This is a genomic window from Paralteromonas sediminis, from assembly GCF_003820355.1.
Lineage (GTDB): Bacteria > Pseudomonadota > Gammaproteobacteria > Enterobacterales > Alteromonadaceae > Alteromonas_F > Alteromonas_F sediminis.
Window position 1 is genome coordinate 85,761 of record NZ_RPOK01000005.1, and the last position, 18,495, is coordinate 104,255.

Genomic DNA, 18,495 nt, shown 5'->3' on the forward strand with positions numbered 1-18,495 from the left:
TAAGGGTAGCAACTGTTAATCCGCATTAACGTGGAGCTATTTCTGGCTGTTATCTTTACAACCATTTTCGTTATCAGCGGCTATTAACAGTAACTATTTCGAATTTGTTGGGGTGTTTGACTTAGTTAGTTGGAGCCAGTTACTACTTACCTTCTGAGCCCGTTAGATACAGCAACAGAACTTTAGAATACTTTGTAGCTAATTCGGCTTAATACGAACAGGTTACATTTAGCGTCACATTACGGGCAATTGCCCCACCTACTTTGTTAGGTTCATAGAACTCTATTGATAATAAAAGGCAAAAATATCTCATCCGAATTTTCTTGTAGATCATTACCTACTCGACAATCAATATTGACCAAGAAATTTCCATCAGCGAACTGGACGTTCTTTCTGTGTCCATCTTCACGTTGCATCAGCATATCTATTGCTTGACTAGGAATTTTTCCTGCGAACTGTTTGAGTATTTTCTCGTCAAAATCGAAAGACAACACGTAGCTGTCCCCTTCTTCTGTTTTTATGCCAGAGCCCGTGGTAAATAGATTTGGATCTAACTGTGCAATGAACCCAATGGGTACGTCTGGAAAAATAAGGCTCTTAAATTCATAAAAGCCCATCCGCTTTAAATGCAAGCCAAAATCTTTCGCCAAAGTGAAGTCGGTATTAATAACACGTTCAGGTGAAATATGCTTTTTTAGCACATCGTAATATTGTGCCAGCGATCTCATGTCAAAATGTAAAACAGGCTCGCTTTTACTTATGTGGAAAAGAACGAACTCTCTGCCATTGCATAGCGCAAATAGGGGAACTCTTATTTCGCTATGGATAGCATATGAGTATGCCTGTTCGACATGCTTGCCATCTAGAATATTCTCATTTGGCCCTTTGGCCTCAAGAATCCAAGAATATCTATCATTTACCTCGAAAAGATAGTCTGGGATGCACGTAATCTTCTTTCGGGAACTACCAACAGAAACGAACGGATGCTCGAGAGCCTTACTCCTAATAGTCTTGAAGGGCTTAGAAGGACCATACCCAACAGCCTTTACTATTGGCACTATTATCTCTTCTCTCACAGAGTCTTCTTTAAAGTCCAGATCATCCAAAACTTCGAAATTGAAGCCTTCTATTGGGTTAAAGGATTTTTCAAATTTCAAATGCTAAGTTCCAACTAAAATGCATAAAAGCTAATTACTAGCCTTTATGGTAACACTCGTTTCTGCTGAGAAAACATTTTCTGTGTTTTCGTAGGATGGCTTAAATTTTTTTGCTCTACGAAGTGGAAGTTAGAATCTAAAACGAGTAGCTAAAGCAATTGGCGCACAGTTACCTTCAACATACATTATCAGTATCTATTTTCAACAGATGCCGTTGCTAGTTCCATAGCTATTTAGGTCATGACAATTGCTATACATTGATCAAAGTATTAGCAAGATTAGTTAGCAGTTGGCGAAACTGTGACTCGATTTTCTCCTTGTCGATGATACAAGTATGTTTCAATACCGCTTTTTTCTTCCCCGGCTCGATTGTCTTAAAAACAGCTTGAAGACTATTACGAAGCACCTCTAGTTTTTCTTGGTCGTTGAGTTCTGGGAAGAAAGTAGGCTTCATTACTCTGATACCTCGGAATGCTTCGGAGATAGTGCCTATACTCTGCAAAGAAAGGTTCTTGCGTTTTTCATTACTTTGACTGTGACCATTGAATACTCTTTCAAGACGAACAGTGCCTTGGATATCCTTTAACTGGTTATAGCTATAGTCTTGGTTCTTGATCCTACAAACTCTGGCAGGGATGTCGTAGTTTTTGAATGGATTAGAATTACGTGAGCCACACCTCTCAAATTCGCACCAAAGACCATTGCTGTCATCACGTCTGAGGAAGGTAACGCTGGCTCTGGAATCGCATAAGACGTGAACAAATAGCTTTGGTACTCGGTACAAGTCGATTGCACGCTCAATTACGTTTAAAAACGAGCTAGATAAGACTTCTTGGTATCGGGCTTTCCCAAGTGCTGTCTTCAATAACTTAAAGAACTGGAGCAACTGTATTTCAGACAACTTACTGGGGTTGAACGATACCTTTATTCGCCTCGCTATCATGATGGGCTCATAGAGCAAAACGACTTTAACGCCAGAACTGAAAACGACAGATAACCTTTTGGCATACTTGGAGAGGTATCTTTGTTGTCTTGTGGCTGTCCTATTCCGAAGTTTATACGAGTCAGTAACACTTGCACTAAACCTCTTCAATGTCGTAAATATGGATGCCTGCTCCGCCTCAGTAACATCAACTGTCAGCTCAATTTTGTCTAGCAGACAGTTTGCAGTTTGTTTGCCTGATAACTGTTTATGGAGCCTATATCCATATTTACGTAGTAGTTTCTTATTGTTGAGAATATCCAGTAATGCTTGTTCGTTAACAGCCTTTGATTGCCCACTGTCACTGTATAAATTATTAAGAATAGTTACTTGTTGAGATACTACATTAAGTAAATGACTGGTCATAAATTTGATCCTCGTACTAAAAGATCAAATTAGTATTTACATATAGATATCAGCGATAATTTGTCGCGAATTCGCGACAAATTATCTACCTGATTAGTTTGAGCCGAACGCCAGGCTTGTCCCCATGTTTATCTTTTTTAGCTGGTAAATCAATGCTGTACTCGTAAAGTCCAGCCATCGAAATGTATTTTAAAGCTGAACTCATGGCTCCCTTACTCGGTACTATTTTTCTACCTGAAAATCTTGCTACCTTTCTTGCTAATGACTGTAAGTCCTTGTAGAAAAGTGCTCGCACCGGCTTAGCTCTTCCCCTTGAAATTAAAAATAACGTTATATCTATAGATAATTTTGGAAGCTTTGTAGATTCGTCGTTGCTTGCACGTAGCATCCTCATTATCAACTTTCCCCTAACTCCAGAAGCAAAAGCCCTGCCTTTATCTTCGTCTTGAACTGTATCAGTCATTCCATCTTCCCATTTATTGTTGCAAAAAAAACACCTTATCAGGTTCTCATAATACGAACAATATTTTAATATTGGGTTCCCATTGTGAGAACTGTTAAAAACTATACCCCATAATTTTATTGGCTCTAAATGGTATTGATTTTATATTAAAAGTGATCTAATAATTAATTGATTTATTAATTAAGGGGTTTTTATGGATGCTGTAAAGAAGTTGGGCATGCCGGAGATTTCAAAATTGATTGCCTACGGCGGCTACCCTGATAATTGCAGAGCAATGGTTAGGTTTAAGCAGGAAGAAGGGTGGTTAGCCTTGGGTTATAAAAGCTATAACGCGTGGAGAGTGAAAACAATGCCAAAAAGGAAAAATGAGGCCGACGAGCTCAATGATGCAGGATTTGTTCAGCTCCACCTAGTTGGTGAAGACAGAATTGGAAGTATCAGATTAGATAGAGCTGTAGCATTGTCTGAGGCGTTCAGCCTTGATCGTTTGATGGAAGTTGTTGATAGTTTAGGTGGGCTTAAAAAAGCTTGTAAATGTAGGCCAGCAAAAATTCGAGATGCAATAAATCACCGATATCCTGGCTTATTGCACAGGAGGGAGATTGAAGATAAAGAGAAAGAGGAATATGAACGAGTGAAAAATGAGGATATGGTGAGATTCATATTTGACAAACTTCCACTATCGAGTCAGTTCGAGTTTTTCTCTGAAAGATGGCATGAATTCGTGGAGGGAGATATTCCCCGCTCGCTAAGAGGCATTATTGAAATTATCAGGATTACGAACGGCCATGCAGAAACATTCAGAAGAACAATGGAACAAAGTATTCATGAGATCAATGATCCGATGTCTTACTTGTTCAAGGATATAAACACATGCACGATTTTTGATGATCTCGACGAAATTGATGATAGTGAGTAAGCATGATCGCAAAACGTCAGAAACAGAAAATGCCTCAATTGCATTAAATAAAGAACAGTTTGATAAATATAATGAAGCCTCAAAAGGAACAATAACGCAACGTATTGATGAACTGGCTTTACAAGAAGGAAATCGACGTCTTACATCATATTTTGGACTAGAAAACCAATGGTATAAAACACTCGGCTATAGGAGTAAAAGTAGCTTTATTGCAAGCTTCCCATTATCTAGGCAGGAAGTTTACAAGGAAAGAAATCGAGCTCTAATCGAGTTAGTTATCTACAAAGGTAATTTTGAGAAGATTGGTACTGTTAGAGCTAGTCATTTGGACCTTTTAGATTCTCACGGCAAGCAGTATTACAAACAACCAGAGGATAGGTATGCATTTTTTGAAGGTGTATGGAGTTTACTCACTTCGTCGTCAGAATATGATCCGAAAACAGTTATCGCAAACTGTATTTTGGCTCATATTAAAAAGTACGTTTGTGAAGATGCCAATATCGAGACAAAGGTGTCCGAAGAGACTCTAAGTAAGTTGATAAATAATGATGGTGATCAAGACCCTATCAGTAGAGACAAAACAGCACTAAACGACTCCAATCCTACAGAACGAGCTAGAGGAACTAAAAAGGAACAGGAAGTAAAACCTAAACCTGAACTCAAACCTCAAAACTTAACACAGACTAAAACTAAAAGTACCTCCAACAAAGCAACCCGTATTCAAGAAGCTTACCTTGATGAAGAGTCTGTGGAATTTGAAAGAAAGCTGACCAACAGGGACAAGGTAACTATGGTGCGCAAATGGATCAGCGAGCTGTTAGAGGAAGGTATATCACTATTTTTATTGCTTCCCAATGACCAGGAGAAACAAAGCAGGAAGAAGATTAAGAGTCAATTAAAAGACTCCTTAAAAAAGTGCAGGGTTGAAGGTAAAAAAACGGCTGTTTAACTTTGTTATTTAGGTCAAAAACAGCGGCAGGAATCTCCTGAAATAGGCGTTACATTGTGGGTATGGCTGTGGTCCAGCAGCCGCTTTTTCCCACTAAAAACAACGCTCATTCAGGAGGTTCCAATGGATGCTCAGTGCCCGTATGCGCTCTATTTGGCTCGATTATCAACCAACAGCAGGCGGTCAATTCAGGCTCAGTTAGAAGGTATTGCTGATGTCATGGGTTGGGCGCTTGTTGATTTACCCACCAAACTTGCCCGTGTTGATTATGCACAGGCGCTTTCCATTCAAAACACACTGCTACGCGAAGGTCATGCACCACGCACTATTAATAGAGCTATGATGGCTGTTCGTGGTGTGGTGAAAGCTGCCGTTATCACCAACCAAGTCGACCAACAACATTATCTCAATCTTCAGTCTGTACCCAAAGTAAAGCATGGGCAGCATGCCGGTACACCGCTTACGGTGCATCAGGTAAGAAAGCTATTCCGGCTGCTGGCACAAAATCGCACACCGTTAGGTCTGCGCAACTATGCCATCTTTGCTGTGATGCTTGGTTGTGGCCTGCGCCGAAGCGAAGTGGCTGACTTAAACATTGGGCATTACGATAAGGAAAAGCGCACACTGTTTGTAGCACAAGGCAAAGGCAACAAGTCGCGTACCGTCTACTTGCCTGATTGGGTGCAAGTCACCATCGAAGACTGGATAGAGGCGCGCACCGACGGGCCTGGCTCCCTATTTTGTACGGTAAAACGCGGTGGTCATGCGCATACTGGCAATCCTATCAATGGTGAATTGGTTTACTCGCTCGTTAAACGGTATTTCAAAGACCTAGGTTTACCTACCGTCACACCACATGACTTACGTCGTACTTATATTACACGACTGTTAGACCAAGGCGCTGATCTCAATACGGTAAGACAAATGGCTGGGCATTCGGACATCTCGACTACTGTTATTTACGACAAGCGTGATGATAAAACGATGCGTAAAGCAGCGGATGAACTTAATTATGGTGATGCAGGTCTGCCACTATGACATCGCGCAATATGGTATCGAGTGCGTTACCTGCACTAGGCTCAAAACTGGCGCTACGTCTATTGGAAGTGACACCATCACACGTTGATTTTGATTGGCCTGCGACGCTGCCAAAGGTGATAGACAAACATGTGCGTCTTGCTAAGGCATTGAAGAAACAGGACGTTAAAAAAGTACTGCTATCAAATCTCGCTTTATCACCTGACGAACTGCGGTTATCCAGAAACATCGATAAGGTTTGTGAGCTGTTTGGCCTAGCGCAACCATGTGGCGAGATTATGTTGTTCACGATGCTTTTATCTATCAATGAAGGCTTCGCCAAGCTTTACTCCGACATGGAATTTACCGTCCAGCGTCTGACTAACCAACGCATCTTATGCCACATGTTTGAGTCTCGCATTGAGGCATTACACGATGCACAGGCGAAGCTATTTGAGCTCGGTTTTGTCGATAGCATGGACATCGATAATCTATCGACCTTGGGTCTTCCATACTTTCTGCGCAATGCGTTAATGACGACAACGATTAAGACAAAAGAGCAGTTGTTAGCGCCATTGATGACGAGCAGCCCTGAGGCACAGTACGGTCTTGAAGACTTTGCGCACATCAACCATGCACTTGCTAGCAAGTACCTCAATGCCGCAATTGATAAACAGGTATCGGGTGTTTCGCTTGTGCTTTATGGCGAAAGCGGCAACGGCAAGACCGAGTTTGCCCGAACGCTTGCAAAGACCTCACATCGTCAACTTATCGAGGTGCGAGCTAAAGACACCAAACAGGCAGCTACGCAGAACGAATTCTGTTACCCATTTGCCAGCGATGAACGGCTGCAAAGCCTGACGCTATTACAAACCTTATTGGGTCGTAACAGTAATGCCATGTTGTTAATCGATGAGTGTGAAAGTCTGTTCGACCAAGCCGATACCCGATATACCAAAGAGCGGCTACAACGGTTTATTGAACAAACCAAAGTGCCGTGCATTTGGATAACCAACTATATCGACTGGCTAGAGCCTAGCTATATTCGACGGTTCAAGCTGGTGATGGAAGTCACCGCGCCGCCTGCGTCGCAGCTTGAATCCATTATCCAGAAATCGAGTAAAGGTTTACGTCTGTCCAAGACGTTCAAACGTCAATGGGCAAAGACAGATAACCTCACGCCAGCGGTCATAGATAATGCCTGCCATGTTGCCCATTTGGTAAATCACTCAGGTAATGATGCCGAAAAGACGGTTACCGAAGTGGCTGAAAATACCTTAATCGCATCTGGCCTGTTGGAGTCTATGCCGCAATACAAAGGTGACATGCCGTTTGATATAAGTCTGCTCAATATCAAAGGCTCTAAGTCGCGAATTCGCGACATCGATAATGCGATTAAATGCGATGCGCCTATTCGTGTTCTGCTAACCGGACCACCCGGCACAGGTAAAACCGCACTGGCTCATCATCTAGCCGAGGCTCACGATAAAGCCATTATCCGCGTCTCGGCATCGGATGTGCTTAGCAAATACGTTGGCGAAAGCGAGCAACAGGTTTCTGAACTGTTCTATCGCGCCCATCGTGAACAGGCGATTTTGCTGCTTGATGAAGTCGATAGTCTGTTAACAAGTAGGCAGCATCTTACCGCTCAACACGACGTACAACTGGTCAATGAGCTGCTGACGCAACTGGAGTGCAATACGCAGCCAGTGTTTGCTGCCACCAACTACGCAGCCAAGTTAGATCATGCGGTGCTCAGACGCTTTGATATCAAGCTTGAATGCACGTACTTGTCACTTAAGCAACTGCATAAGCTGTACAAGCAAACGCTTGGCATACGCGCTCTCACGCAGTCTGAGGCCTCTACACTCGGTCAGCTTAAGCATATTACGCCAGGTGATTTGGCAATCGTTGCTAGACACATACGTTTTAACCCCAAGACGGACCACCGCAAACAAGCACTCTCACTGCTTGTTGAGGAAAACCGTCGCAAACAACCTAAAACCCCAATTGGCTTTATAGCCAGCTAAACCAACCTAGAAGGTATACAACATGACTACATCCGTATTGAGTTCGCTCAAGGTTATCGCTCGTCCTAAAATCGAGCCAAAGCCACCGGTTCTCGGCAAACGCCTCAAGCTTATTGAAAAGCTTGAGCAGCAAAAAGAGATGGCCGTTTGCATGATTGAGAACCGTCGTTTCGAAGCCTTTCGGGATAAGAAGGTCAAGAATCCCGAAACAGGCGAAGTCACTGTTCAACGTCGACCTACCACCGTTAGGCCTTGGTATTACGACAGCGACGACCACTACTATCTGGAAGTCAAAGTGAACAACAAGCCTATCGAGTTGCAGAAAGGAAAACCGTCGATAGATATCGGTGATAAGGCGAAACTGCCTGAGGTCATCGACACCATCATTAAAGCGACAGAGTCCGGAGAACTCGACGAGTTCTTACTTAAACCTGCTGTGCCGAAGAAGGCTAAGCAATAGAACACAGACTGCGGATAACACAAAGAGCGTTATCCGCTTCTACTCATCGAGAAATAGGATACTGCCGCAAAGATAGGTGCTTGTCTTATCTGCATATCAATAAATTAGCGTTTTTCAAAGGAATCTAGTGCCGAAAAGCGCACATCACATCCAATCTATGTATTCGAGGTATTTTATGCGTATTCATTACGATGGACTGGCTTTGCCTGTCTCAACCAAATTCGCCCACGAGCTTGAAGTTCTCTTAAATAACAGTCAGACGAGTGGTGAATCTGTTACGTTCAACTTTCGAGACCCAAATTATTCGATAAAACGAGGAGGCTTTCATCCCGTCGAGATTAGACTCGAACGACAAGGCAATAAATGGCACTTTTGCTATATCACCGATTTTGCCTATATCGGTAGTGGGCCTTATGCGGAACTGACAAAAGAGCTCGACTTTGATTTTCAGTCAGGCGTCTTTCAAAACCTATTCGGTGTTTTTCCCATCGAGCAGGCAAAAGACATGTATCAGATCTGGGAAGGCAACTTTTTGTATTACCTGCTTGAGTTGGAGGCCTTTGAACTTACTATTCAGTAGCAGGAGATAGGGCCGTTTGGCCCTATCTGTTCAGACATTTAATAAGCGAGTTGAGTCAGCCTTTGTCTTCGCTTTTCCTCTAATAACTGCTTTGCCAGTTTTCGCATACCAATCAATAATGCTCCCCTTATCAGTCATAATTTGAATACCGTGATCTATACCCTTGATGGATTTAATTTTATGCTCACTTCTAACGATATTAGTCAGCAACGTATCGATGTCGATTTCGGTAGTCATGCTAATGTCCTGCGTGAATAGCACTGTCAGTTCGGTCACTTATATATGTCCGCTTTGATTGGATGTAATCGATGATATCTAATACTAGAAAACGATATCGGCTTCCAAGGTCAAGACAAGGCACTTTCTGCTCTTTGACTGCTTTTCTGATTGCCTTTTCCCCTACACCTAACAAGCTTGATACTTGTCTAGTGGACAAAGTGTCAAAATCATCTAAAACTTTGTGTGGTAATGTTCTCCATGGTTTTTCTTTACGTCTGTTTAGGTAAGATAAATTACACTTATCAAATGCGACAATAGATAGCCGGCCACTTGAATCAAAGGTAAATCTTACCTGCTTTGAATGCTTTTTGTTTACAGTTTCTTGTTGCTTGAATTTTGGTCGCATAACATGCCTCATTTATATCGAAAATGCTTCTTTTAGGTGGCCACCTACACCTGAAGTTTACATAGTTGTACTCACCTATGAAAAGGTTTGCTTGAGCATTCCAGAGACTGTGCGTAAGGTTTTTTAACACACTGTATTTATTGTTTTTTTTCGTTGCTTTTGGATGTTTTTCAAACGTTTTAATTTGTTCTTATAAAGCACTCACGATGTAGGTGATGTATTTCGCGGCGTTCAGAGGTATGCTTGATTTTCACTGTAAAATTAGTGGGGGAAAAAGATTTCGTGAAAGAGCGAATTGGGAGTGCCAACAACAAATGGAAGCTGACCTCAGACTTTTCCGATAGAAAATTATTCAAGGAACATGTCTCATACCCAAGGTTGCCTAAACAATCGCTGCCTGTAAGGTTAAAAAGTACAAGAGACTCGAATGACCTTCTCTGCTTTCAAACGAATGTTCTATCTAATCACTACTTATCGAATACTCAGATTTTACTCGCGCTTTATTTAAATAACGATTTGTTCCAATGCCTTGGGGGAGAGGTATTCGTTATCGCCAGAGAGAATGTTGATTTTGACTCAAAAATAGCGCATCTATTTGGCAAATTAGGTTGGGAGAAGTTGGAAGTAGAGTATCCGTCATCTGACAAATTCTCTGATTCTTACTACTTATCATCAGAAGTACGTAATCTTCTTGTTGAGTTTTGTAGTTCAGTGAATATGAAGCTTGAGCCCAAGGACATAAGAAATGACCTCATAACGCTACATGATTTTGGCTATATTACTGTGAGTGAAATGACATTCGAAAATTCCGAGCAGGCGAATGAGATATCTAATCTCAAAAAAAAGAAACCCCGCCCATCCTTAATTCACATTCGTATTAGTCCATGGATGCTTGAAAAATCAATTTGGAGGCGATGGAAAAATAAATACACTGAAAAAAAACGAACAAAAAATTTTAAAGAGCGCGCACTGTTGCTATTAAATCATGATGACCGCTTACTTAATCAATTTGGATTTATTCAAGATAAGTAAAGCCATACCTTCTTTACAACCGTCTCAAAATGAACCACACTGGACCAAAGTATAGAAAAGTACACAGGGACGATGCTCGACTCCATCAGCTTTGCTCAAAAACAACGCCTTGCCTATATCGATTTTTGCCTATTATTCAAAGGCGCGATTTATCGTCAGGACTTAATTAATCGCTTCCAGGTCGGCTTGTCGGCAGGCTCACGCGATTTCGGCATTTACAAAGAGCTTGCGCCGGATAACCTGTCTTACGATTCGCGAGAAAAGCGATACTTCCAGACACCCCAGTTCAAGCCTGTCTTCGAGCACGACGCAAGGCGTACCTTAACCAAACTCGCAAACGACATATCCGACGGGTTTGATGCAATAGGCGATATCCACTTTCCCGTAGAAGCACCATCCAGTCTGAATGTACCAGACATCTTTATCGTAGCGCGCCTTGTGCAGGCCATTCTCAATAATAAGGCGGTTAGCGTTATCTACACGTCACTTTCTAGTGGTTCGAATGCTAGAGAACTCGTTCCTCACTCCATAGTCGACAATGGACTACGCTGGCACGTTCGTGCGTTTGATCGTAAGAGTCAAAGCTTTCGGGACTTCGTGTTAACGCGCATTAGCAAGGTAACGATTAAAGACACGCCTATTGAAGAAGAAAGTGTCCAAGCAGATACCGAATGGCAGCGTCTTATACCACTACAGCTCGTGCCGCACCCTAAGAATGTTGAACATCCTACCGCGATAGAAATGGATTACGGCATGGAAAACAAGCAACTGTTTATCGAGGTGCGAGCGGCAATGGCTGGTTACCTATTAAGACGTTGGAATGTGGACTGTACCGAACGCGGAACCTTAATTGGACCAGAATACCAACTTTGGCTACAAAACCGCTTTACGCTGAACGATGTGCAAAACTTGGCGATTGCACCGGGGTATGAAGCTAAAGATAACGGAAGCGGAGGAAGTAAGTGATCCTCCATTGCACCAAGAAGCTTTATGCCAAGCTGCCTGAGAACGTGAAAGCCATACAGCAAACTGCAACTGCGATAGGCATACAGGCGCAGTGGCTCAATTGGCATGCAAACCTGATCACTATTCAGCGCAGACAGTGTGTCATCGCAGTGCATGATGCCACACGTTTTACCTTATTCATTCCATGCTTAACCAAGAAAGACTTCGCAAACCTTGATTGGCATTTTAACGATGTGTTTATTAACACCGTGCTCAAAAGTGATATACCACCTGCGCTAGTTGATGTCGCTGCGACGAACTACCAACCACTTACGTTCGATACAAACTGTAATCGTTCGGTACAAGGTACGATGAATCAAGTATCTCAAGATATTGATTATGGGTTGTATTACAAGAACACCTCGGTAGCGGATATCAACCCGTACCGATACAGCGCAGATTTAAGCCATAGGCCTTGTGGCGTAAAAGGTCAGAAAGATTACATTTGGCCAGATAGAGAAATGGCCCAGTTACTACAAAAATTACCAAATACAAATGCCGATAGTGCAGCAAGTATGAACCTGCGCTAGTGGCGAATGGAATAAGAATATGGACACAAGCAATGAGTAAAACAACGAAAAAGTCATCAGCTAACAAGAAAGAAATCGTTTTCGAAGAAGCCCTATGGGATGCAGCTAATAAGCTCCGTGGTAGCGTTGAATCAGCAGAATATAAGCACATAGTTCTCAGCCTTATCTTCCTCAAGTTCATCAGCGATAAGTTTGAAGCCCAACGAGAAAAGCTGAAAGCAGAAGGCATGGGTGACTATGTTGATATGGTCGAGTTTTACACTAAAGATAACGTGTTCTACTTACCTGAAGAAGCCCGCTGGTCGACAATTCAAAAACAAGCAAAGCAAGACGATATCGCGGTTAAAATTGACACTGCATTACATACCGTAGAGAAAACCAATCCATCGTTAAAAGGTGCATTGCCCGATAACTACTTTTCGCGTTTGTCGTTGGACGTAAGCAAGCTCGCCGCACTTATTGACACCATTAATAATATCAATACCGTGGCTAACGAATGCGACATGAGTGAGGAAGACTTAGTAGGTCGAGTCTATGAATACTTCCTTGGTAAGTTTGCCGCTAACGAAGGAAAAGGCGGTGGCGAGTTCTACACGCCAAAGTCTGTGGTTACCCTTATCAGCGATATGTTAGAGCCCTACAAAGGCAAGATATACGATCCGTGTTGTGGCTCCGGCGGTATGTTCGTGCAGTCGTTAAAGTTTATCGACAGTCACAAAGGCAATCGCAAAGATATTTCCATTTACGGTCAGGAATATACCAACACCACTTATAAACTGGCGAAGATGAACCTCGCGGTTCGGGGTATCTCTGCCAATCTCGGTGACATTGCCGCAGACACTTTCTTTAAAGATCAACACCCAGACCTAAAAGCCGATTATATTATGGCGAACCCACCGTTTAATCAGAAGCAGTGGCGTGCCGACAATGAGCTTACCGACGACCCTAGATGGGCTGGCTTTGACGTACCGCCAACAGGTAACGCTAACTATGCGTGGATCATGCACATGATTTCTAAGCTTAGTGAGCACGGTACGGCAGGCTTTGTATTAGCGAATGGTTCAATGAGCTCTAACACCAGTGGTGAAGGTGCTATTCGTCAGAAAATCATCGAGAACGACCTAGTCGATTGCATGATTGCGCTTCCCGGTCAGTTGTTTTACACCACACAAATTCCGGTGTGCTTGTGGTTTATCAGCAAGAATAAACGCGAAGACAAAGAGCTAGGCTATCGCAACAGAGAAGGCGAAACACTGTTTATCGATGCCCGAGAAATGGGCAGTATGATTAGCCGTGTGCACAAGGAACTAACTACCGAAGATATCGCCAAAATCGCTAACACTTACCACGCATGGCGGCAAGATAAGCAATCCATAGCGCAGGCAATCGCAGAACATCAAAACGATGCGCCAACACAAGAGTTGCTTCAGGAACACAAGCAGCTTGATGCTTACGAAGACGTTGCTGGCTTTTGTAAATCGGCAACCTTAGACGAAATCAAAGCCAATGATTATGTGCTTACGCCAGGTCGTTATGTGGGGGCCGCTGCGATTGAAGATGATGGAATTCCGTTTGAAGCAAAAATGCATGAGCTCAGCGAAACTTTGTACCGGCAGATGGATGAAGCTGAGAGGCTAGATAAGGCCATTTGTGAAAGCCTAGGAGATTTGGGTTATGGAAGATAATTGGAAAGACTGCGAGTTGGGCGACGTTATAGAGCTAAAGCGTGGTTACGATCTCCCTAAATCTAAAAGGAAAGATGGCACAGTCCCGATTATCTCTTCATCTGGAAGCTCTGGGTGTCACAATGATTTTAAGATTAGTAGTCCCGGTGTCGTGACTGGTCGATACGGAACAATCGGAGAAGTGTTTTATGTTGAGGAAAACTTTTGGCCTTTGAATACGACATTGTATGTTAAGGACTTCAAAGGTAATGATCCTTTATTTATATACTATCTTCTTCAAACGATATCTTTTCAAGATTATACCGATAAAGGAGCAGTTCCCGGAATAAACAGAAATCATGTTCATAAAGCGAAGGTGCGAGTACCTGAATCATTAGAAGTACAAAGAGATTTAGGGAAAAAACTGTATCAATTTGAACAGCGCATGAGATTAAATCAACAAATTAATCAGACTCTAGAACAAATGGCGCAGACGCTGTTTAAAAGCTGGTTTGTCGATTTCGACCCAGCAGTGGATAACGCATTAGCAGCAGGTAACCCAATACCCGACGAATTGGCCCATCGTGTCGAAGTTCGCAAAAAAGCCCATGCATTACCAGACTTTCATCCATTGCCAGAACATATCCGAAACCTATTTCCTAGTGAGTTTGAGCAAACTGGTGAGCCAGCCGTAGGTATCGGTGGTTGGGTTCCAAAGGGTTGGGAGTTTGGTCGTATTTGTAATTTATGTTCAAGGGTTGAGAGCGGTGGCACGCCGAGCCGCAAAGAACAAAGGTATTGGGACAACGGAAATGTACCGTGGCTTACATCAGGCGAAGTGAGACAAACGATCGTAACAAAATCCAACAGTTTCATCACAGAAGATGGATTACTCAATAGCAGTGCTAAGTTGTGGCAGCCCTTTACAACAGTTGTAGCTATGTACGGAGCAACAGCTGGTCAAGTAACACTACTTGCTTGCGAAACAAGTGCGAACCAAGCTTGCTGTGCATTGATACCAGACACAAATTCTGCGTTATATGTCTTTTTCAAGGCGAAAAATTCAGTTCAAATATACGAGGGAAAAGCTAGTGGTTCCGCACAACAAAACTTAAATAAGACTATCGTTTCAAATTTAGAAGTAATTTTGCCGCCAAAAGAACTTTTGAAAATGTTTGATAACCTCTTGCGCCCAAATGTTCTAAAAATGATGGATAACGAGCAGCAGAATTTTAACTTAGAAGCAATTCGAGACGCACTGCTACCAAAACTTATCTCCGGCGAAATCCACCTAAATTCAACCGCAGAGAATAATATCAATCAAGAGGCTGAATTACAGGGAGTGTAACTATGCTGAATTTCACCGAAGCGCAATTAGAAGCCGCCATTATCGAATTACTCGAAGGACAGGGGTATCCTTACGTGCCCGGTAATCAGGTTGCGCGTGCGCCTACGCAGGTCATTATCAAAGATGACCTGCGTACGTTTTTAGCAAAGCGGTATGCCGAGGATGATATTACCAGCGGTGAAATAGACAGCATCATACGCCAGATTGAGCTTTTGCCAGCCAGCGACCTTTTTGAGAGCAATAAAACCTTTTGTAAGTGGTTAAGTGATGGTTTTCTGCTTAAGCGAGAAGCAAGTAGCGAAGCAGGCAAAGCCTCACAGAAAGACTTGTATATTCAGCTTATTGATTACGATAATGTGGTTGAGTCATTGCTTCCAGCATTACTAAATGACAGGCACGAAACAAACCTCATAGAACAAAACCATCAACAAAAGGTGGCCGAGCAACACCCTGAATTCGAAATGGTAGCTTCAGCCACTAAAGACAACAATATTTATAAAATCGTTAATCAGCTAGAAATAGAAGGTGCAGAAGGCGAACTGCGCATACCTGACGGTATTCTTTATATCAACGGCTTACCTATCGTGGTGTTTGAGTTTAAAAGTGCGATTCGTGGCGAAGACGCCAGTATTCATGATGCCTACGTGCAACTCACAACACGATACCGCAGAGACATCCCACAGTTGTTTATCTACAACGCACTTTGCGTCATTAGCGATGGCGTTAATAACAAGATGGGTAGCTTGTTTGCACCTTATGACTTCTTCTATGCGTGGCGAAAGGTGACAGGTAACGAGTCAATTGAAAAAGACGGTATCAGCTCTTTGCATACGCTGTTGGAAGGCTTATTTGAAAAAGCGCGTCTTCGTGATGTGATACGTAACTTCGTATTCTTTCCAGACACTTCAAAACATGAGGTGAAAATTGTCTGTCGCTATCCGCAGTATTACGCCGCCAGAAAGTTATACCAAAACATTAAAGAACACCGTAAGCCAATAGGCGACGGTAAAGGCGGTACTTACTTTGGGGCAACGGGGTGCGGAAAAAGCTTCACTATGCAGTTTCTGACCCGCTTGTTGATGAAAAGTGTTGAGTTTGAAAGCCCAACCATTGTGTTAATTACAGACAGAACAGACTTGGACGACCAGCTCTCCCAACAGTTTACCAATGCCAAAGGTTATATTGGCGACCAGACTGTAGAGTCGGTAGAAAGTCGTTCTGATTTGCGTGCTAAATTACAAGGTCGCAACAGCGGCGGTGTGTTCTTAACTACCATCCACAAATTCACCGAAGATACCCAGCTATTAACCGAGCGAAGCAATGTGATTTGCATCTCAGATGAGGCGCACAGAAGCCAGACTAATTTGGACCAAAAACTTCGCATCGTGGAGAAAGGACCTAACGCAGGCGTAAAGCGTACCTTCGGCTTTGCCAAGTATTTGCATGACTCACTACCTAATGCCACCTATGTGGGTTTTACAGGCACACCGGTAGACGCCACCTTGGATGTGTTCGGTCAGGTAGTCGACAGCTATACCATGACAGAGTCTGTCAAAGACGAGATCACCGTTCGTATTGTGTATGAAGGCCGTGCCGCCAAAGTGGTATTGAACAATGCTAAGTTAGAAGAGATTGAAGCCTATTACCAGCAATGCGCAGAAGATGGCAGTAACGAACACCAGATAGAGGAAAGTAAGAAAGCCTCAGCAAATATGACGGCTATTTTGGGCGACCCTGACCGTATTGAAGCTCTGGCGAAAGATTTTGTTGCGCACTACGAACAGCGACTATTAGAAGGCTCAACCATCAAAGGCAAAGCCATGTTCGTGTGCAGTAGCCGCGAAATCGCTTGGCAGTTCTATCAAGCACTGAAAGACATAAAGCCTGAATGGTTTGAAGTATTGGAGTGCGAAGCAGGAGCAATACTGACCGAACAAGAAAAGAAAAAGATTAAGCCAATAGAGCGGGTGAAAATGGTAATGACCCGTGGTAAGGACGACCCTAAAGTATTGTGGGATCTACTCGGTACTAAGGAAGACCGTAAAGAACTTGATCGTCAATTCAAAAATGAAAAGTCCAATTTCAAAATCGCCATTGTAGTGGATATGTGGTTAACCGGTTTCGATGTGCCATTCCTCGACACGATTTACATCGACAAACCCATACAACGCCACAACCTGATCCAGACGATATCTCGTGTTAACCGCAAATACGAGGGCAAAGATAAGGGCCTAGTCGTTGATTACATCGGTATAAAAAGCCAGATGAATAAAGCCTTGGCTCAATATGCCAAGACAGATGAAACAAATTTTGAAGATATCGCCCAGTCTGTCGTGGTGGTGAAAGATCATTTAGACCTTCTTGCTAAGCTGACCCATGGCTTTGATGCCAGCGACTATTTCACTGGCAAACCTATTGCTCAGTTGAACTGTTTGAATAATGCTGCTGAGTTCGTACTACAAACCAAAAAGCTAGAACATCGGTTCATGGCATTGGTGAAACGATTGAAAGCAGCCTATGACGTTTGCTGTGGTAGCGAAAAGCTTAACCAAAAAGAACGAGACCTGATCCACTTCTACCTTGCTGTACGCTCCATCGTGTACAAACTAACCAAAGGCAATGCGCCAGATACCGCGCAGATGAATGCCAAGGTACGCGAAATGATCACCGAGGCATTAAAGGCTGATGGCGTTGAGGAAATCTTTAAGCTTGGACAAGGCCAAGATGGAATAGATATCTTTGACGATGATTACCTTGCCAAGATCGAAAAGATAAAGCTGCCTAATACCAAAATACAGTTACTTCAGCAGATGCTGGCAAAAGCCTTGGGCGAGTTCAAAAAGGTTAATAAAACTAAAGCGTTTGATTTCTCAGAGCGGTTTAAATCACTGGTCGAAAAATATAACGAGCGAAAAGAAGAAGACGTACTGGTGAGCAATGTACTGGAAGATTTTTCAGACGAAATCATCAACATGTACAACGACCTCAGAACCGAGATGAGTTCTTTTGAAGATATGGGCATCAACTTCGAGGAAAAAGCGTTCTACGACATCCTGCTTGCCTTAGCCGCCAAATATGACTTCAACTACCCCGAAGATAAATTGTTGGAGCTAGCCAAAGCGGTTAAAGCGGTTGTGGACGACAAGGCCAAGTACACCGACTGGAGCCAGCGCGACGATATTAAAGCAGAGTTGAAAGTTGACTTAATCATACTGCTAGCTAAGCATGGCTACCCACCAGTCGATCGCGACGAGGTGTATAAGGAAATCTTCGAGCAGGCAGAGAACTTTAAGAAGAATAGAGAGAAAACATAATAGTCCCCAAACGCTTGGAAACATCATTATGAATTGACGCTAAAACAGGAACAC

General features: G+C 42.9%; 17 protein-coding genes. 12 read left to right on the forward strand and 5 right to left on the reverse strand.

Annotated elements, in window-relative coordinates:
- Nucleotides 1-272: 272 nt before the first annotated feature.
- The 3 genes from DRW07_RS15370 to DRW07_RS15380 all read right to left on the reverse strand — a co-directional run bounded on the left by DRW07_RS15370 (nt 273) and on the right by DRW07_RS15380 (nt 2,968).
- Nucleotides 273-1,157 carry a type I restriction enzyme HsdR N-terminal domain-containing protein gene (locus DRW07_RS15370; protein ID WP_124028836.1) on the reverse strand — a complete coding sequence of 295 codons (885 nt, stop codon included), beginning with the start codon at nt 1,155-1,157 and terminating at the stop codon, nt 273-275.
- 250 nt (nt 1,158-1,407) lie between these two features.
- Nucleotides 1,408-2,505: a hypothetical protein gene (locus DRW07_RS15375; RefSeq protein ID WP_124028837.1), complete on the reverse strand. Its 1,098-nt coding sequence runs from the start codon at nt 2,503-2,505 to the stop codon at nt 1,408-1,410.
- An 85-nt stretch (nt 2,506-2,590) separates the two neighbouring features.
- Complete coding sequence (locus DRW07_RS15380) at nt 2,591-2,968, reverse strand: hypothetical protein (protein ID WP_124028838.1); 378 nt, start codon at nt 2,966-2,968, stop codon at nt 2,591-2,593.
- Nucleotides 2,969-3,161: 193 nt separating this feature from the next.
- On the opposite strand from DRW07_RS15380, the gene DRW07_RS15385 reads away from it, so the two are divergent.
- The 6 genes from DRW07_RS15385 (at nt 3,162) to DRW07_RS15410 (ending at nt 8,923) form a co-directional block, all read left to right on the forward strand.
- Nucleotides 3,162-3,887, forward strand: a complete 726-nt coding sequence (locus DRW07_RS15385) for a hypothetical protein (protein WP_124028839.1) — start codon at nt 3,162-3,164, stop codon at nt 3,885-3,887.
- Nucleotides 3,880-4,836: a hypothetical protein gene (locus DRW07_RS15390; protein WP_124028840.1), complete on the forward strand. Its 957-nt coding sequence runs from the start codon at nt 3,880-3,882 to the stop codon at nt 4,834-4,836. The genes DRW07_RS15385 and DRW07_RS15390 overlap by 8 nt, the downstream gene beginning before the upstream one ends.
- Nucleotides 4,837-4,890: 54 nt before the next feature.
- Entirely contained in the window at nt 4,891-5,874 is a 984-nt protein-coding gene (locus DRW07_RS15395; RefSeq protein WP_240630680.1) for a tyrosine-type recombinase/integrase, read from the forward strand.
- Complete coding sequence (locus DRW07_RS15400) at nt 5,871-7,883, forward strand: AAA family ATPase (protein WP_124028841.1); 2,013 nt, start codon at nt 5,871-5,873, stop codon at nt 7,881-7,883. The genes DRW07_RS15395 and DRW07_RS15400 overlap by 4 nt, the downstream gene beginning before the upstream one ends.
- A gap of 22 nt (nt 7,884-7,905) precedes the next feature.
- Nucleotides 7,906-8,343, forward strand: a complete 438-nt coding sequence (locus tag DRW07_RS15405) for a DUF6641 family protein (RefSeq protein ID WP_124028842.1) — start codon at nt 7,906-7,908, stop codon at nt 8,341-8,343.
- A 175-nt stretch (nt 8,344-8,518) separates the two neighbouring features.
- The gene (locus DRW07_RS15410; protein ID WP_124028843.1) at nt 8,519-8,923 is read left to right on the forward strand and encodes a DUF2787 family protein; all 405 of its coding nucleotides are present in this window, start codon (nt 8,519-8,521) and stop codon (nt 8,921-8,923) included.
- 30 nt (nt 8,924-8,953) lie between these two features.
- Here DRW07_RS15410 and DRW07_RS15415 read toward each other — a convergent pair whose 3' ends face one another.
- Nucleotides 8,954-9,160, reverse strand: coding sequence for a hypothetical protein (locus DRW07_RS15415; protein WP_124028844.1), 207 nt, complete (start codon nt 9,158-9,160; stop codon nt 8,954-8,956).
- A gap of 1 nt (nt 9,161) precedes the next feature.
- The gene (locus DRW07_RS15420) at nt 9,162-9,548 is read right to left on the reverse strand and encodes a helix-turn-helix domain-containing protein (RefSeq protein ID WP_165870522.1); all 387 of its coding nucleotides are present in this window, start codon (nt 9,546-9,548) and stop codon (nt 9,162-9,164) included.
- A 282-nt stretch (nt 9,549-9,830) separates the two neighbouring features.
- On the opposite strand from DRW07_RS15420, the gene DRW07_RS15425 reads away from it, so the two are divergent.
- From DRW07_RS15425 to DRW07_RS15450, 6 genes are all read left to right on the forward strand, one after another.
- A complete protein-coding gene (locus DRW07_RS15425) occupies nt 9,831-10,580 on the forward strand; it encodes a hypothetical protein (RefSeq protein WP_124028846.1) in 750 nt (249 codons plus the stop codon).
- Nucleotides 10,581-10,652: 72 nt separating this feature from the next.
- Nucleotides 10,653-11,546, forward strand: coding sequence for a WYL domain-containing protein (locus DRW07_RS15430; protein ID WP_124028847.1), 894 nt, complete (start codon nt 10,653-10,655; stop codon nt 11,544-11,546).
- Nucleotides 11,543-12,115, forward strand: coding sequence for a DUF6933 domain-containing protein (locus tag DRW07_RS15435; protein WP_124028848.1), 573 nt, complete (start codon nt 11,543-11,545; stop codon nt 12,113-12,115). Before DRW07_RS15430 ends, DRW07_RS15435 begins: the two co-directional genes overlap by 4 nt.
- 32 nt (nt 12,116-12,147) lie before the next feature.
- Nucleotides 12,148-13,800 carry a class I SAM-dependent DNA methyltransferase gene (locus DRW07_RS15440; protein WP_124028849.1) on the forward strand — a complete coding sequence of 551 codons (1,653 nt, stop codon included), beginning with the start codon at nt 12,148-12,150 and terminating at the stop codon, nt 13,798-13,800.
- The gene (locus DRW07_RS15445) at nt 13,790-15,127 is read left to right on the forward strand and encodes a restriction endonuclease subunit S (protein ID WP_124028850.1); all 1,338 of its coding nucleotides are present in this window, start codon (nt 13,790-13,792) and stop codon (nt 15,125-15,127) included. Before DRW07_RS15440 ends, DRW07_RS15445 begins: the two co-directional genes overlap by 11 nt.
- 5 nt (nt 15,128-15,132) lie before the next feature.
- Nucleotides 15,133-18,441 (forward strand): type I restriction endonuclease subunit R, encoded by a 3,309-nt coding sequence (locus tag DRW07_RS15450; RefSeq protein ID WP_165870535.1) that lies wholly within the window; start codon nt 15,133-15,135, stop codon nt 18,439-18,441.
- Nucleotides 18,442-18,495 lie beyond the last annotated feature (54 nt).

Coding starts and splice junctions, on each gene's coding strand:
- DRW07_RS15440 (WP_124028849.1), top strand. CDS start 12,148: ATGAGTAAAACAACGAAAAAGTCATCAGCTAACAAGAAAGAAATCGTT.
- DRW07_RS15385 (WP_124028839.1), top strand. CDS start 3,162: ATGGATGCTGTAAAGAAGTTGGGCATGCCGGAGATTTCAAAATTGATT.
- DRW07_RS15380 (WP_124028838.1), bottom strand. CDS start 2,968: ATGACTGATACAGTTCAAGACGAAGATAAAGGCAGGGCTTTTGCTTCT.
- DRW07_RS15405 (WP_124028842.1), top strand. CDS start 7,906: ATGACTACATCCGTATTGAGTTCGCTCAAGGTTATCGCTCGTCCTAAA.
- DRW07_RS15375 (WP_124028837.1), bottom strand. CDS start 2,505: ATGACCAGTCATTTACTTAATGTAGTATCTCAACAAGTAACTATTCTT.
- DRW07_RS15420 (WP_165870522.1), bottom strand. CDS start 9,548: ATGCGACCAAAATTCAAGCAACAAGAAACTGTAAACAAAAAGCATTCA.
- DRW07_RS15430 (WP_124028847.1), top strand. CDS start 10,653: ATGCTCGACTCCATCAGCTTTGCTCAAAAACAACGCCTTGCCTATATC.
- DRW07_RS15400 (WP_124028841.1), top strand. CDS start 5,871: ATGACATCGCGCAATATGGTATCGAGTGCGTTACCTGCACTAGGCTCA.
- DRW07_RS15415 (WP_124028844.1), bottom strand. CDS start 9,160: ATGACTACCGAAATCGACATCGATACGTTGCTGACTAATATCGTTAGA.
- DRW07_RS15445 (WP_124028850.1), top strand. CDS start 13,790: ATGGAAGATAATTGGAAAGACTGCGAGTTGGGCGACGTTATAGAGCTA.
- DRW07_RS15410 (WP_124028843.1), top strand. CDS start 8,519: ATGCGTATTCATTACGATGGACTGGCTTTGCCTGTCTCAACCAAATTC.